8 protein-coding genes are annotated in these 16,226 nt (G+C 72.4%); 6 read left to right on the top strand and 2 right to left on the bottom strand.

The window, feature by feature from the left end:
* Positions 1 to 100: 100 nt before the first annotated feature.
* On the bottom strand, positions 101 to 5,857 hold the full coding sequence (locus tag LZ495_RS16780) for a type I polyketide synthase (protein WP_235053025.1): 5,757 nt from the start codon (positions 5,855 to 5,857) through the stop codon (positions 101 to 103).
* Positions 5,858 to 6,230: 373 nt separating this feature from the next.
* Here LZ495_RS16780 and LZ495_RS16785 point away from each other — a divergent pair, with 373 nt between their 5' ends.
* The 5 genes from LZ495_RS16785 (at position 6,231) to LZ495_RS16805 (ending at position 14,102) form a co-directional block, all read left to right on the top strand.
* Positions 6,231 to 7,889, top strand: a complete 1,659-nt coding sequence (locus LZ495_RS16785) for a long-chain-fatty-acid--CoA ligase (protein WP_235053026.1) — start codon at positions 6,231 to 6,233, stop codon at positions 7,887 to 7,889.
* A 28-nt stretch (positions 7,890 to 7,917) separates the two neighbouring features.
* Positions 7,918 to 9,057, top strand: coding sequence for an acyl-CoA dehydrogenase family protein (locus LZ495_RS16790; protein WP_235053027.1), 1,140 nt, complete (start codon positions 7,918 to 7,920; stop codon positions 9,055 to 9,057).
* Positions 9,058 to 9,112: 55 nt separating this feature from the next.
* Positions 9,113 to 10,099, top strand: coding sequence for a VlmB-like protein (locus LZ495_RS16795; RefSeq protein WP_235053028.1), 987 nt, complete (start codon positions 9,113 to 9,115; stop codon positions 10,097 to 10,099).
* 69 nt (positions 10,100 to 10,168) lie between these two features.
* Positions 10,169 to 11,911, top strand: a complete 1,743-nt coding sequence (locus tag LZ495_RS16800; protein WP_235053029.1) for a class I adenylate-forming enzyme family protein — start codon at positions 10,169 to 10,171, stop codon at positions 11,909 to 11,911.
* Between the two features lie 13 nt (positions 11,912 to 11,924).
* Positions 11,925 to 14,102, top strand: coding sequence for an MMPL family transporter (locus LZ495_RS16805; protein WP_235053030.1), 2,178 nt, complete (start codon positions 11,925 to 11,927; stop codon positions 14,100 to 14,102).
* A 269-nt stretch (positions 14,103 to 14,371) separates the two neighbouring features.
* On the opposite strand, the gene LZ495_RS16810 is transcribed toward LZ495_RS16805, so the two are convergent.
* A complete protein-coding gene (locus tag LZ495_RS16810; protein WP_235053031.1) occupies positions 14,372 to 14,620 on the bottom strand; it encodes a hypothetical protein in 249 nt (82 codons plus the stop codon).
* 161 nt (positions 14,621 to 14,781) lie between these two features.
* On the opposite strand from LZ495_RS16810, the gene LZ495_RS16815 reads away from it, so the two are divergent.
* Positions 14,782 to 16,203, top strand: a complete 1,422-nt coding sequence (locus LZ495_RS16815) for a nitrosuccinate lyase (protein ID WP_235053032.1) — start codon at positions 14,782 to 14,784, stop codon at positions 16,201 to 16,203.
* The last annotated feature ends 23 nt before the right edge of the window (positions 16,204 to 16,226 follow it).

Raw genomic sequence — 16,226 nt, forward strand, 5'->3', positions numbered from 1 at the left:
GCGTGCCGATCCGCGCGTACGGCAGATCCGTCAATCCCGTGACGATTCCGGCCGCACAGATCGTCACTTCATGCTGTGCGGCCGGGCCCCGGGAACGGCGTCAGCCTGTTGCCGGGAAGAAGTCGTCGTCCAGGGTGGCGGCGTCGATCTTGTCGTGGGTGGTGGCCGGGCCTACTCGGGTGAGGATGCGTTCCAGGCTGGCGGTGAGCCTGGTGCGGGCGATGGTGTCCAGGGAGAGTTTGCCGAGGGCGCCTTCGAGGCGGTCGAGTTCTTCGAGGACGGCGACGGCGGTGGCGGCGCCGTCCGGGGCCAGTTCGGACCTCAGGTGGGCGGCCAGGACGGCGATGGTCGGGTGGTCGAAGACCACGGTGACCGGGAGCCGCAGGCCGGTGGCGGCCGAGAGGCGGTTGCGGAGTTCGACCGACGAGAGGGAGTCGAAGCCCAGGTCGACCAGGCTGCGCGTGATGTCGACGGCGTCCGGGGAGGCGTGTCCCAGGACGGAGGCGACGTCGGTGCGGACGAGGTCGAGGAGCAGGCGTTCGGCTTCCTCGGGGGACGCCTCGGCCAGCGACTTGGCGAGGTCCGCGCTGCCCGATGCGCGCCGGGCGGTGGGGATGCGGACCAGGCCGCGGAGGAGGAGCGGGACGGCGTCCGGGCCGATGGACTCGGCCTGGTCGGCGAGGGTCGCGAGGTCGAGGCGCACTGGGACCTGCACGGCGTCGGGGGCCGCGAGTGCGGCGTCGAAGAGGGCCAGGCCCTCGTCGGGGGACAGTACGGCCATGCCGCTGCGGGCCGCGCGCCGGGCGAGGTTGCCGCCGGTGCGGTCGGCCATCCCGCCGGACTGCTCCCAGGGTCCCCACGCGAGTGAGACCGCGGGCCGCCCGAGGGCGCGGCGGTGCTGGGCGAGTGCGTCGGTGAAGCCGTTGGCCGCGGCGTAGTTGGCCTGGCCGGGGGAGCCGAGCAGGCCCGCGGCCGAGGAGAAGATCACGAAGGCGGCGAGGTTGTGGTGGCCTTCGGTCAGGTCGTGCAGGTGCCAGGCGGCGTCGACCTTCGGGTCGAGGACCGCGTCGAGGCGTTCCGGGGTGAGCGAGTCGACCAGGCCGTCGTCGAGCGTGCCGGCCAGGTGGACGACCGCGGTCAGCGGATGGGCGGACGGGACGGCCGCGAGCAGCCGCTCGGCGTCGCCGCGCCGGGTGGTGTCGGCGGCGATGACTTGCACCGAGGCGCCTGCGGCGGTCAGTTCTGCGGTGAGGTCCGCGATGCCTTCCGCGTCCGGACCGCGGCGGGACGCCAGGATCAGGCTCCGGACGCCGTGGGTGGCGACCAGGTGCCGGGCCAGGAGCATGCCCAGTGCGCCGGTGCCGCCGGTAAGCAGGACCGTGCCGTCCCCGAGTGGCGACGGGGCTGCGGTGTGCGACCGCTCGATGCGGGCCAGGCGGGGGACGAGAGCTTCGCCCGCCCGGAGGGCCAGTTGCGCCTCGCCGGTGGTGAGGGCGTGCGCGAGGGCGGCCGCCGATGCGTCCGTGCCGTCGGTGTCGACCAGCGTGAAGCGGCCGGGATGCTCGGACTGCGCGGAGCGGACGAGCCCCCAGACGGCGGCACCGGCCAGGTCGGCGACGGTTTCGCCGGGGGAGGTGCCGACCGCGTGCGTGGTGAGCAGGACGAGATGGCTCGCGGCGAAGCGCGGGTCGGCGAGCCAGGTGGAGAGCAACTCAAGCGTGCGCTGTGCCAGTTCGTGGGTGTGCGCGGCCGTGTCGCCGTCCTTGGCACGGACCGGGTCGGTGGCCAGGGGGACGATGACGGTGTCGGGGAGCGGTTCGGCGAGCGCGGCCAAGGCTGCTGCGGCGCTGCCGGGAGTGCTGCCGATGTCGGTGAGCTGCGGCGTCTCGGCGACCACCGCGAGCCGCTTGGCGGAGTCCCGGGCGGCCGGAGTCCACTGCACGCGGAACAGGCTCTCGTACGAGGTGCCGCCCGACGTGCGCAGCCGCTCGGCGGCGACCGGCAGGAACGCCAGCTCGCGGACAGAGGCGACCGGCTTGCCCTTCGGGTCGGTCACGGTGACCGCCATGCGCTCGCCGTCCAGCCGGGTCAGCCGCACGCGCAGCGACGCCGCGCCCGGGGCGTGCACGCGCACGCCCGTCCAGGCGAAGGGCAGCGCCACGCGGTCGTCGTCGGCGTCGCGGCCTGCCGCGCCGGCGTGCAGCGCGGCGTCCAGGAGCGCCGGATGGACCAGGAAGTCGGCCGCCTGCGCCTGGAGTTCCTCGGGCAGATGGACCTCCGCGAAGACCTCGTCGCCGCGCTCCCAGGCCGCGGTGAGACCGCGGAACGCCGGTCCGTAGCGGTAGCCGCGTTCGGCGAGCCCGGGATAGAAGCCGTCCAGGGAAAGCGGGACCGCGCCGGGCGGCGGCCAGACCGCGAGGCGCCCCGGCATGTCGTCGGAGTCGTCGGGGCCCAGCGTGCCGGTGGCGTGGCAGGTCCACGCCTCGTCCGCGCCCGGGTCCTCGGACCTGCCGTACACCGCGAGCATGCGGACGCCGTCGGTGTCCGGGGGCCGCACCACGACGCGCAGCTGCACCGACCCCTCGGCGGGCAGCACCAGGGGTGTCTGCACGACGAGTTCGCGGACCAGGTCGCAGGCCACCCGGTCGGCGGTGAACGCCGCGAGTTCGAGCAGCGCCGTGCCGGGCACCACCACGGCGCCGAGCACCGCATGGTCGACCAGCCACGGGTGGGTCGCCGGGGAGACCCGGCCGGTGAGCACCAGGCCTTCGCTGGTCGGGAGTTCGACCACCGCACCGAGCAGCGGGTGGTCTGCGGCGCGCTGCCCGATGCCGGTGACGTCGCCCGCCCCGGCCGGTTGCTTCGGCAGCCAGTACGCCTTGCGGCTGAACGCGTGCGGCGGAAGCTCCGCAGGCCGGGCCCCGGCGAACACCGAACCCCAGTCCACGGACCCGCCGCGCGTGTGCACCCGCGCCAACGCCGTGGTCAGCGCCACCGGTTCGGAGCGGTCCGAACGCAGCGTCGGCGTGACGAGCGCGCCGCCGCCGTCCAGGCAGTCCTCGATCATCGCCGTGGCGGTACGCCCCGGACCCACCTCGACGTACGCCGCCACGCCCAGCTCGCGCAGCCGGCCGATGCCGTCCGCGAAGCGCACGGCCTGCCGCACATGGCGCACCCAGTAGCTGGGCAGCGCCAGTTCGCTCGCCGAGGCCAAGCGCCCGGTCACGTTGGACACGATCGGCACCGCGGGGGCCGCGTACGACAGCCGCTCGGCGACCCGCTCGAACGCGCCGAGCATCGGCTCCATCAGCTCGGAGTGGAACGCCCGGTTCACCCGCAGCCGCTTGACCAGCCGGCCCTTGGCGCGCCACTCGGCCGCGGCCGCCGCGACGGCCTCCTCGGGGCCGGACAGCACGACCGAAGCCGGCCCGTTGACCGCCGCGATGCTGTAATCGCGCCCCACCCCGCCGCCCGCGCGCACCTCGTCCTCGGACGCCAGCACGACGTACATGGCCCCGCCGGGCGGCAGTTCCTGCATCAACTTCGCCCGAGCGGTGACCAGTTCGGCGGCATCGGGAAGCGTCAGGACTCCTGAGACATGCGCCGCGGTCAGCTCGCCGATCGAGTGCCCGATCAGGTAGTCCGGACGCACGCCGCGTGCCCGCAGCAACCGGTACAGCGCCACCTGGAGAGCGAACAGGCCGGTCTGCGTGTACAGCGTCTCGTCGAGCAGCGCCGCCTCGGGCGACCCCGGCTCGGCGTGCACGATCTCGCACAGCGGCCGTTCGAGGTGCACGTCCAGCGCCGCGCAGACCTCGTCCCACGCCTCGGCGAAGACCGGGGAAGCCAGACAGAGTTCGCGGCCCATCCGGAGCCGCTGGGAGCCCTGCCCGGAGAACGCGAAGGCCAGCGGGCCGTCGCCGGCCGGGCCTTCGACCACCCCGGCGGCCTTGGGGGCCGTCTCGGACTCGGCCAGCACGCGCAGGTCGCGCAGCAGCTCCTCGCGGTTTCCGCCCACCACCGCGGCGCGGTACTCCAGCGCCGACCGAGTGGTGGCGAGCGCCGCCCCGATCTCGACCACGCCCAGTTCCGGGCGGGCCGTCGCGTGCGCATGCAACTGCCTTGCCTGCAGCAGGAGATCGTCGCGGGTCCGGCCGGACAGCAGCCACGGCACCGGGAACGCGCCGGACCGCAGCTCCGCCGGCTCCGCGTCCGCGACCCCGCCCTGAGCCGCCGCCGATGCCCGGTCGCGATCGCCTTCCTCGACGATCACGTGCGCGTTCGTGCCGCTCAGCCCGAACGACGACACCGCCGCCCGGCGCGGCCGCCCGGTCTCCGGCCAGTCGCGCGCCTCGGTGAGCAGCTCCACCGCCCCGGCCGACCAGTCGATCACCGGCGACGGCGCGTCCACGTGCAGGGTCCGCGGCAGCATCCCGTGCCGCATCGCCAGCACCGTCTTGATCACGCCGGCCAGCCCGGCCGCGGCCTGCGTGTGCCCGATGTTGGACTTCACCGACCCCAGCCACAAAGGCTGTTCGCGGTCCCGGCCGTACGCGGCGAGCAGCGCCTGCGCCTCGATCGGGTCGCCCAGCCGGGTGCCCGTGCCGTGCGCCTCCACCGCATCGATATCGGCCGGCGCGAGGTCGGCATCCGCGAGCGCCTGGCCGATCAGCCGCTGCTGGCTCGGGCCGTTCGGGGCGGTGAGCCCGTTGGACGCACCATCGTGGTTGATCGCGCTGCCGCGCACCACCGCGAGCACCGGATGCCCGGCCCGCCGGGCCTCGGACAGCCGCTCGCACACCAGCACCCCGACGCCCTCGGACCACGCCGTGCCGTCCGCGGCGGCCGCGAACGACTTGCAGCGCGCATCCGGCGCCAGGCCCTGCTGGCGGCTGAACTCGGTGAACACCACCGGCGTGGCCATCACCGTCACGCCGCCCACCAGCGCCAAGTTGCACTCGCCTTGCTGCAGCGAGCGGCACGCCAGGTGCAGCGCGACGAGCGAGGACGAGCACGCCGTGTCGACCGAGAAGACCGGCCCTTCCAGGCCCAGCGAGTACGCGACCCGCCCCGAGATCACGCTCGACGCGTTCCCGGTGAGCAGGTGCCCCCACAGATCCTCGGGCACGTCCTCGGCGCGCAGCGAGTAGTCGCTCTGCACGACCCCGGTGAACACGCCGGTACGGCTCCCGCGCAGCGCCGCCGGGTCGATCCCGCCACGCTCCAAGGCCTCCCACGACGCTTCCAGCAGCAGGCGCTGCTGGGGGTCCATCGTGATGGCCTCACGCGGCGACAGCTTGAAGAACTCCGCATCGAACTCGGCAGCGTCGTAGAGGAATCCGCCCTCGCGTACGGCCGACTTCGCGGTCTGCCCCGGGGCCGCCGCGAAGAGATAGTCCTCGTCCCAGCCGCGGTCGGTCGGGAACGGGCCGATGGCATCGCGGCCCTCGGTCAGCAGCGCCCAGAAGTCGTCGGGCGTGCGCACGCCGCCCGGGAACCGGCACGCCATCGCGACGATGGCGACCGGGTCGTCGGCCGGCTCACCGGTCCGGCCGGCCTCCTGAGCCGGACCGGCCGCCGGGTCCGCGGCCGCCGCGGAGGGCTGCGCGGAGTCGGCCGGAGGTGCCGACTCGGCCTCCAGGGCGGCGAGTTCGCCGCGCAGGTATTCCGCGAGCGCGACCGGAGTCGGGTAGTCGAAGACGAGCGTCGCGGCAAGCCGCAGCCCCAGCGCGCTGCCCAGTGCCTCGGCGAACTCCAGCGCGGCGAGCGAGTCGAATCCCGCTTCCTCCAGGCTGCGTTCCGCCGGTATCGCATCGGCGTCCGGGCGGTCCAGCACCTCGGCCGCCTTCTCGCGCACGATGCGCACCAGAGCGCGTGCCCGTTCGGCGTCGGAAGCCGCGGCAAGGCTGCGGCGGAATGCGGAAACAGAAGAAGAAGAGCCCATGGCAGTCCCCACGGAAGATGCCGGCATCGACGTCACCACCTCCGGGGGAAGCTATCCGGAATCCCCCGATCGGCACCCATCTGCCGGTAACCGATCGCCCCCCGGACGCCGAGACCGGGCGGTGACCGAAAGATGGACGATGCCGCCGATATGGGCGGTAGCTTCGCCGACGAACACCGCGTTCGGGCCCGTTTGGGGAGGCGTGCCGCGTGAGCGAGCGAAGCGAGCGAGCCAATATAAGGATGCGTCCTGCGAAAGCGGCCGCCGAGCGAAGCGAGGCGGTTGCATGAGCAGGTTCATCGACACCATCGTCGCCATGTCGGCGAAATCGCCGAATGGCTTGACGACCGGGGAGCCGCACGAACCCGTCCGGCGCACGTGGGCGGAAATCCACCGCAAAGCCCGGGCCGGCGCCGCGGAACTCGTCGCCGGCGGCCTGCAGCCGGGGGACTCTGTGGCGATCCTCGCCGCCGACGTCGCCCAGGTGGCGCACACCGTGCAGTCCGTGTGGCTGGCCGGCGGCAGCACCACGATGCTGCACGAACCGGGCCACCGCGCGAACCCCGCCGCCTGGCAGGCCGCCACGCTCCAGGCGCTGCGTACCGTGCACGCCGACCTCGTGCTGCTGGGCCGCCCGTACGAGTCCTTCGCCGAGGTCCTGCGCGCCCACGGCTTCGCGGCGCGCGCCATCGACGAGACCGAACGCCCGGGCGCCGGAGAGGCGTTCGTGCCCGTCGAGGTCGGCGAGGACGCGCCCGCGCTGCTGCAGCTCACGAGCGGCTCCACCGCAGAACCGAAAGCGGTGCGCGTGACGCACGGCAACGTCATGGCGAACCTCGAGGACTTCTCCGCGGCCCGCGGATTCGGCCGCCCCGACGACGTGATGGTGTCGTGGGTGCCGATGTTCCACGACATGGGCCTGGTCGGCTGCTTCCTCGGTTCGCTCACCACCGGCATGGAATATGTCGCCATCACACCGGCGGAATTCCTCGGCTATCCCGGGCTGTGGCAAGAACTCATGCACAAATACCGGGGCACGATGACCGCGGCGCCGAACTTCTCGTACGTGCTCATGGCCCGCCAACTCGCCGCCACCGAACCCGGCTCGCTCGACCTGTCGTGCGTCCGGATCATGGGCAACGGCGGCGAGCCCATCGACCCGGACGCGATGCACCGGCTCATGGCCGCGGGCGCCCCGTTCGGCCTGGCCCCCGAGACGCTCGCCTGCGTGTACGGCGCCGCCGAGAACGGCGTCTTGATCACCATTACGCCAGAGGGCGAGCGCATGGTCGTCGACGTCGTCGACGCGGCCGCGCTGGAGAAGAACCGCCGCGCGGTGCCGGCCGCCGCGGACGCCGCACCCGGTGAGGTGCGCCGCTTCCCGCTGCTTGGCTACGTACTGCCCTCCGTCAGCGCCCGCATCGTCGGCGACAAGGGCGAAGTGCTCGGCGAACGCGAGGTCGGCACCATACAGCTGCGCGGCGCCTCCGTGGCCGCCGCGTACTCCACCGAGGCCGGCATCGTGCCCGCGACCGACGCCGACGGCTGGCTCGACATGGGCGACGAGGGCTACTTCGTCGGCGACCGGCTGGTCGTGTGCGGGCGCCGCAAGGACATCATCATCGTCGGCGGCCGCAACATCTTCCCGACCGACATCGAACGCGCTGCGACCGGCGCGGACGGCGTCCGGGCCGGCAACGTCATCGCGGTGCGGGTGGCCGCCGACGGCGTGGGCGGCATCGAGAAGGAGTCCTTCGCGGTCCTGGTCGAGTCCCGGCAGCACGACGACCCGGCCGCCGCCGAGCGGATCCGCGACGCGGTCGCGGCCCGCGTCCTGTCCGACGTCGGGGTGCGCCCGGCCCGGGTGCTCGTCCTGCCGCCCGCCACGCTGCCCAAGACCTCCTCGGGCAAGCTCCGCCGCGCCGCGGCCCGCGACCTGCTCTGACGGCGACCCACGCTCTGGAGGGCGACCCATGCGATCCATGGACCACGCGCGCGCGACCTGCGAGGGCTACCTGCCCGGACTCCTCGACGACGTCGCCCGCGTCCCGCTCGCCGACCGGGAGGCCCCGGGCAGCCCGGTCATCGAGCTCTTCCGCAAGCACCGCGGGCCCGCCCTGGTGATCCCCACCGAGTACGGCGGACTCGGCGCGGGCCCGCTGGAGGCCATGCGGGCGCTGCGCGCGATCGGCGCCGTGTCGCCGTCCCTCGCGGTCGCCTCGACCATGCACCACTTCTCCGTCGCCACCTTGTTCACGCTCGCCGAGAGCCTGCAGAACTCCGGCCTGGAATGGGCCCTCCTGGAGGCCGTCGCCCAGGAGAACCTCCTGGTCGCGTCCGGCTTCGCGGAAGGCCGCACCGAGCAGGGGATCCTGTCGCCCTCGATGAGCGCGGTGCCCGTGGAGGGCGGCTACCGCGTCAACGGGTCCAAGAAGCCGTGCAGCCTGGCGCACTCGATGGACCTGCTCACCGCGGCCATCACGGTGCCCGGCGCGGAGGGCAAGCCCGAGCTGGCCGTCCTCCTCATCCCGTCGACCATGGACGGCATCACCCGGCACCCCTTCTGGGGCAGCCGCATCCTGGCCGGCGCGGAGAGCGACGAGGTCAGGCTCAGCGACGTGTTCGTGGAAGAGCAGCTCGTCATGCGTACCGAGGCGCGCGAAGGCGACGGCCTGGACGAGCTGCAGACGGTCGGCTTCCTGTGGTTCGAGCTGCTCATCTCGGCCGGCTACCTGGGCGCCGCGAGCACGCTCGTCGAACGGGTCCTGACCGAGAAGCGCGGCTCCGCCTCGGAGCGCTCCGCCGTCGCCTGCCGGCTGGAGACCGCCACGCTCCTGCTGGAGTCGATCGCCCGGCGCATCGCCGACGGCGGCTCCGACAACAGCGCACTCGGCGACGTCCTCGTCGCCCGCTACGCGGCCCAGGACGCCCTCAACGACGCCGGCGCCAAGGCCGTCGAACTCCTCGGCGGCATGGCCTTCATCGGCGGCGACGAGGTCGCCTACTACGCCGCGGCGTACCACGGCCTCGGCTTCCACCCGCCGTCCCGGTCCCGGACCGCGCCGTCCCTCTTGGACTACCTGGACGGCTCCGGACCGGTGCTGGTCGGTTGACCGGGCCCGGCGACCGCCACCCGCCCCTCCTCGACAGACAGACAGGAGCTCAGCCATGACCGACCGCACCGGACCCGGCGCCGAGCCGCGCACGTACGCCGCGGAGGCGGACTGGGACACCGCGCGTGCCCTGTTCGACGGCGGCGACGAACTCGTCCTCTCGGCCGAGCAGTGCGGGATCCGCTACTGGTTCGACAACGTCCCCCAGGGCACGCTGCGCGGCCACGCCGAAGGCCACCTCCCCGAGGTGACCACCCCCGAGCTCGTCCGCGAGCCCGGACCGCTGCACGAGGCGCTCATCCAGGAAGTGGCGTTCCGCACGCTCGCCGAGGAGCGCGCCGCCGCCTCGCTCGCGTACCTCGTGCTGGACGCCCCCGACCTGGTCTGCCACGAGTTCTACGCCACGCAGCTCATCGACGAGACCCGGCACGCGATGGTCTTCCGCGAGCACCTCGTCGACCTCGGCGTGCCGCGCGACCAGGTCCAGGCCCGCATCGACGAACTGGTCGGCGACGACCGGCAGCGCATCCTCACCCCGCTGGAGGACTACGTCCTCCCGGTGATCCGCGACAACCACGACTTCATCGGCGCGGTCGTCCTGCTCACCACCCTCGTCGAGGGCGTGCTGGCCCCGGCGTTCGAGCAGAGCGAGCGCAAGTGGCGGCCGCTCGACCCGGTGATGGCCGACATCCAGAAGGGCGCCGGCATCGACGAGGTACGCCACCTCGCGGTCGGCAGCTCGCTGGTGCGCCGCCACCTCGAGAAGAACCCCGGGGACACCGAGCGCCTCGTGCAGATCGTCCGCGACGGCATGCACCTGTTCTACGAACTCCCGGTCATCGACCAGCTCTCCCGCTGGGAGGCGCTCTTCCAGGAGGGCATCGCGCAGCACGCCGAGCTGCTCGCCGACTACGAGGTCTGGCCCGGCCGCCGGCTCCTGGACACCACGCCCGAGGAGCGCATCGGCAACACCTTCGAGATGACCGCGCGGATCCACGAGCACCGGCTCAAGGACATGGGCCTCTCCGCAGCGCTGGCCTGACCCGCCCGACCCGCCCGATCCGCCCGACCCGCCTGAGCACCCGCCTGAGCACCCGCCTCCCGAGGAGGGATGAGCACCGTGACACTCCCCAACGGCTCCGCCCCGCAGCCCGGCGAGGAGCGGCGGCCCAAACCGCGCTTCCTCACCGAGTTCACCCCCACCCGCTACACCAAGCGCCTCCACCCGTTCTCGCGCAAGCCCGCCGTGGCACGGCTCGGCGAGCTGTGGCACGTCACCGCGCAGCGCAACCCGACCCAGGTGATGATCACCGACCGGCCGCCGGACACCGACCCGGACGGCGGCGCCACCCGCACCAACGTGCAGTGGGCCGAACTGGTCGACCGCACCGCGGCCTGGCTGCACGCGGCCGGCGTCCGCCCCTGGGACCGGGTGGCCGTCATGAAGGCCAACCACTTCGACATCTTCGTCACGGCCAGCGCGGTGGCCCGGATCGGCGCCATCCCGTGCCTGCTGTCCGGCACGTACGACGCCGAGACCGCGCAGATCCTGCTGCAGCGCCTGGAAAAGCCGTTCCTGCTGACCGACCGCGAGCACATCGAGCGGTGCGGCATCAGCGAGGAGGTCGTGGCGTCGTACACGGTCCGCACGATCAGCGTGGACGGGGCCGAGAACCGCCCCGACATCATCGACCTCGCCTCGCTCCGCGACGCAGGCGTGCCGCCGGCCGTGCCGCGCATGCGCGAGATGCACGAGCCGATGATCATCACGCACACCTCGGGCACCACCGGCTACCCCAAACTGGTCATGCACTCGGCGGAGTCGGTGTACTCGATGGGCGTCGTGGAGAGCAACCGCTGGCCGCGGTGGCTCACCAAGAAGGACACCATGGTGTTCTGCGACCCGTACACGCATGAGCGCCTGACCACGTTCACGCTGGCGGTCGCCACCACCACGCCGCGCATGGTGTGGCTGAGCGGACCGGACATCGAGATCGCCCGCCGCATGATCGCCGAGTACAAGCCGACGCTGATCGAGACGCTCCCGAACATCTTCCTGTCCTGGGAGCCGCTGGCCCGCGACCCCGCCCGGCTGTTCAAGCAAGTCCGGTTGTTCCTCAACTCGTTCGACGCGATCCACACCCGCACGATCCGGCTCTTCATGAGCGCCACGGACGTCAAGCTGCCCTTCTGGGTGCAGTCGTGGAGCCAGAGCGAGAACGGCGTGCTGTGCATGCGCCCGTACCTGCGCTTCATGGTGCGCAAGCGCGGCCACATGCCGCCGCCCACCCAGCTCATCGGCTGGGCGCTCTACCCGCACGCCAAGCTGCGCGCGGTGGACCCGGAGACCGGCGTCAAGCTCAAGGCCGGACAGGTCGGCATGATCATGATCAGCCAGCCCGGCCGCTGCCTGGCGTACGTGCAGGAGCAGGACCGGCACGACCTCAAGGTCGTGGGCGAGTGGTGGAACACCGGCGACCTGGGCGTCATGAACAAGCTCGGCGCCTGCCGGCTCGTGGACCGCGAGGTCGACCGCATCGACAACGAGAACAACGACGCGGTCAGCGCCATCGCCATGGAGGACATCATCCTCGACCGGCTCCCGCAGACCTCCGAGGTCGTCATCCTGCCGCAGGCCGGCGAATTGCCGGTTCCGGTGGTCAGCACCTACGACGACGTGCCGATCGACGAGCAGGAGTGGGCCGACGCCATCGCCGACCTGCCCAAACTGGCTTCCCTGGTGCAGATTTCGTGGGATGCGTTCCCGCGCACCGGCACCTGGAAGATCAAGCGCGGAGTACTCCGCGAACAACTGTTGGGCGCCAAGGGTATCGGCATAGGGCGCTGGACCTGACACGATGCTCCACATGCTGGGACGCCTCGCGTACCGACGCCGCCGGTGGATCGTCGCCGGAGCCGTGCTCTTCGTCGCCCTTGCGGGCCTATGGGGTTCCTCCGTCTTCGACCATCTGACGGGGACGGGGTTCACCTACAAGGAGAGCGAGAGTTCGCGGGCTGCGGAACTGCGGCGCGACGTCGGCGGGCAGGCCGACGCCGATGTCGTGGTGGTCTTCCGCAGCGACCGGATGACGGTCGACGACCCGGCCTACGAGCAGTCCGCCCAACGGGTGTTGACCGGTCTGCCCGCCGCGCGCGTCCAGACGGTGACGTCGTATTGGACCGCGCGGCGGGACGACCTGGTCAGCAAGGACCGGCGCACCACCTTCGCGGCGCTCGAGATGACCGGCGCCGACGAAGCCGAACGCACCCACAACTACACGGAGATCGAGGACCTGCTCGCCTCGCCGGACCTCACGGTCACGGTCGGGGGACCGGCGGCGCTCTTCGACGAGGTCGACAAGCAGAGCAAGAAGGACCTGGCGAAGGCCGAAGGCCTGGCACTGCCACTCCTGTTCCTGCTGCTGATCGTGCTCTTCCGGAACGTGCGGGCGGCGTTGCTGCCGGTCGTCATCGGGATTCTGGCGATCGTGGGGTCACTCGCCGCGCTGCGTTTCCTGACGTACTTCACGGACGTGTCGGTGTTCGCGGTCAACATCGTCACCCTGCTCGGGCTCGGACTGGCCATCGACTACAGCTTGTTCGTGGTCAGCCGGTTCCGCGAGGAGATGGACGCGGGGCACGACGTGCCCGAGGCGCTGCACCGGACGATGCGTACCGCAGGCCGGACCATCGCGGTCTCGGCGGTCACCGTCGCGGTGGCGCTGTCCAGCCTGTTCGTCTTCCCGCAGGTCTTCCTGCGCTCGCTCGGGCTGGGCGGCATCGCAGCGGTGCTGCTCGCGGTGCTCTTCTCGCTGACCGTGATGCCGGCGCTGCTCGCGATGCTCGGGCCGAAGGCGGCCGCCTGGCGGCCCCGGCGCGGCGTGCGCGAGCGCCCCGCGGGCAAGCCCGGCAACTGGGAGCGCATCGCCCGCGCGGTGATGCGCCGACCGATCCAGGTTGCGGTCGGGGTCACCGCACTGCTGCTGTTCCTCGGACTGCCGTACCTGAACGTCTCGTACGGCTGGATCGACTCGCGGATCATGCCGGAGAGCTCGCACAGCCGGCAGGCGCAGGAGACGCTCGACCGCGAGTTCGCCAAGAACGTCACCAACCCGGTCGAGATCGCCGTGGTGCTGGCGGCGCCCGCGGACTCCGCGGAAGGCCGGGCGGCGCTGGCGGACTATGTCGGGCGCGTGGGCGCCGTGCCCGGCATCGTCGGCGCCGAGGTCACCGGCATCGGCGGGAACACCGCCAAGGTCGACGCGCGGTTCACCATCGAGCCGATCTCCGAGGCGGCCCGGGACCTCATCGAGGACATCCGCGCGATACCCCCGCCGCCCGGGGGAGAGGTCCATGTCGGCGGCAACACGGCCGTGTTCGCGGACCTGCTGGACATGCTGGGCGAACGGCTGCCGTGGATGCTCGCGATCATGGTGCTGGCGACCTTCGTGCTGCTCTTCTTCGCCTTCGGGTCGGTGGTGCTGCCGGTCAAGGCGATCCTGATGAACGTGCTGAACCTGCTGGCGGCGTTCGGTGTCGTGGTCTGGCTGTTCCAGTACGGGAACCTCAGCGGGCCGCTGGCGTTCACCTCGACCGGCAACATCGACGTCGTGCAGCTGGTGCTGATCCTGGCGATCGCCTTCGCGCTGTCGATGGACTACGAGGTGTTCCTGCTGTCGCGGGTGCGCGAGCAGTACGACCTGACGGGCGACAACCGCGAGGCGGTGGCGGTCGGACTGCAGCGGAGCGGGCGCATCATCACGGCGGCCGCGCTGCTGCTGGTCGTGGTGATCGGCGCCTTCGCGACCTCGCAGGTGCTCATCGTGAAGATCGTCGGGATCGGCCTGGCGACGGCGATCATCGTGGACGCCACCATCATCCGTGTCCTGCTGGTGCCGGCGACGATGCGGCTGCTCGGCTCGTACAACTGGTGGGCACCGCGCTTCGCCCGGCCGCTGTATGCGCGCTGGGGCGTGCGGGAGACGGCCGACGACGAGGAGCCGGAGGTGCGGCGGGAGTCGCTGCAGGGGACTACGCCGCCGTGATGAGGCGCACCCGCGGGTCTTCAGGCCCGCAGGCCCGCAGGCCCGCGAGCCCGCAAGCCCGCAGGCCCGGCGCCGAGTTCGGGTGCCGGGTTCGGGCCGTAGGTGAAGCCCGCCGCGCTGCCGTGCGCGGAGGCGTCTGCGGGAGGACGCCTCCGTGAACGGCAGCGCGGCGATCGATCTGGCCGGCCAGACGTACCAGACCTACCAGACCTGCCAGCCCGGCCAGGCGGCCAAGGTCTGCGCTCGTCCGTGGTTGTGCCGCCTGCGAGTCAGCGCTGCGCGCCGCCCGCGGCGTCGTGGAGGGCGAGGGCGAGGTCGGTGATGGGGCTGTCCTCTTCGACAGGTACCAGCGTGAAGTTGTGTCCCTGGCTGTTGAGTTCGGTTCCCTGGACGCCCGGGGTGCCGGATCCGGCCGGGTTGCCGAGCCCGATCGAGTCGCCGGCGTGGGCGGTGCCGGCGATGCCCAGCGAGGCGACGGCGAGACCGAGGACGGCCGCAGCGCGATGCGAAGTCTTCATGACCGGGGAAACGACCGAACCGGCACGCAGTCACCCCTTCGCGCACATGTGCGAGCATGCGGCGAGCGCGGCTCGCCCGCGTCCGGCGGCCGATCCGCATATCGGGGCGGTCCGTTGGGCAACCGTCGAGCGTCAGGCCGACCCGCCCAGGAGGAGGTCCCGTGACCCGGGAACTGTCCGATCAGGATGTGCAGATCGACGCCGGGCTGCTGTCCCCGGTACGGGCGGGCACCCCGGTCGAGGCGGCCGTGAGCGACCGGGCCTGGCTGGGCGCGATGCTGGCCGCGGAAGCCGCCCTGGCCCGCGCCCAAGCGCGCCTCGGCGTGGTGCCGCCCTCCGCCGCATCCGTGATCACCCAGGTGGCCCGCCACGGCCGGCTCAACGTACGGCAACTCGCCCTCGCTGCCCGGGAGACCGCGAACCCCATCGTCGGCCTCGTCCGCGAGTTCACCGCCCTCGTGGCCGCCGCGGACCCGGCGGCCGCGGAGTACGTCCACCGCGGCTCGACCAGCCAGGACGTCTTCGATACCGGAGCGATGCTGGTCGCCGCCCGCGCGATCGACCTGATCCGGGCCGACCTCCAGTCGGTGGCCGCCTCCCTCGCCCGCCTCGCGGCCGCCCACCGAGACACCGTCACGGCAGGCCGTACCCTCGCGCTGCACGCCGTCCCCACCACCTTCGGCCTCAAGGCAGCGGGCTGGCGCGAACTCGTCCTGGCCGCTGACGAACGCCTGGCACGCGTACGCCGCGAAGGCCTGCCCATCTCCCTGGGCGGCGCGGCCGGAACCCTCGCCGGGTACCTGGAGTTCGCCCGGGTCGACAACCCTTCCGACCCCGAGCCGGAGACGTACCACGCCCGCCTTGCCGAGGCCTTCGCCGACGAGACCGGCCTGGCCTGCCCGCGGCTCCCGTGGCACACCCTCCGCACCCCCATGGCCGACCTCGCCGCGGTACTCGCCTTCACCGCCGGCGCCCTGGGCAAGCTCGCCATCGACGTCCAGATCCTGACCCGCACCGAGGTCGGCGAGGTGACCGAACCCGCCGTCGCGGGCCGCGGCAGCTCGTCCGCCATGCCCCACAAGCGCAACCCGGTCCTGGCCACGATGATCCGCAGCGCGGCCCTCCAGGTCCCGGTCCTGTCCGCGGGCCTGACGCAATCGCTCCTCTCCGAGGACGAACGCTCCGGCGGCGGCTGGCAGTCCGAATGGCAGCTCCTCCGCGAATGCCTCCGCCTCACCGGCGGCGCCGCACACACCGCCGTCGAACTCGCCGAGGGCCTCGAAATCAACGCCGAGCGCATGCGCGCCAACGTCGACCTCACCGGCGGCCAGATCGTCTCCGAACGCATAGCCGCCGTCCTGGCCCCGCGCCTCGGCAAGGCCGCCGCCAAACGCCTCCTCTCCGAAGCCTCCGACGCAGCCCGCAAAACGGACCGCCCCTTGGGCGAAGTCCTCCTCGAAGCACCGGAGTTGACCGGCACCTTCACCCCGGACGAACTCCGCGACCTATGCGCCCCGGAAAACTACACCGGGGCAGCGCCCGCCCTCGTGGACGCCGCCCTCCGCGACCTCGGAGACGCCTAGGGAGTTCCTGCGTAGAAGCGCGC

Source organism: Yinghuangia soli, assembly GCF_021502675.1.
GTDB lineage: Bacteria > Actinomycetota > Actinomycetes > Streptomycetales > Streptomycetaceae > Yinghuangia > Yinghuangia soli.

Excerpts from the sequence above, each read along its gene's own strand:
- LZ495_RS16785 (WP_235053026.1), top strand. The coding sequence starts at position 6,231 with ATGAGCAGGTTCATCGACACCATCGTCGCCATGTCGGCGAAATCGCCG.
- LZ495_RS16790 (WP_235053027.1), top strand. The coding sequence starts at position 7,918 with ATGCGATCCATGGACCACGCGCGCGCGACCTGCGAGGGCTACCTGCCC.
- LZ495_RS16795 (WP_235053028.1), top strand. The coding sequence starts at position 9,113 with ATGACCGACCGCACCGGACCCGGCGCCGAGCCGCGCACGTACGCCGCG.
- LZ495_RS16800 (WP_235053029.1), top strand. The coding sequence starts at position 10,169 with ATGAGCACCGTGACACTCCCCAACGGCTCCGCCCCGCAGCCCGGCGAG.
- LZ495_RS16805 (WP_235053030.1), top strand. The coding sequence starts at position 11,925 with ATGCTGGGACGCCTCGCGTACCGACGCCGCCGGTGGATCGTCGCCGGA.
- LZ495_RS16810 (WP_235053031.1), bottom strand. The coding sequence starts at position 14,620 with ATGAAGACTTCGCATCGCGCTGCGGCCGTCCTCGGTCTCGCCGTCGCC.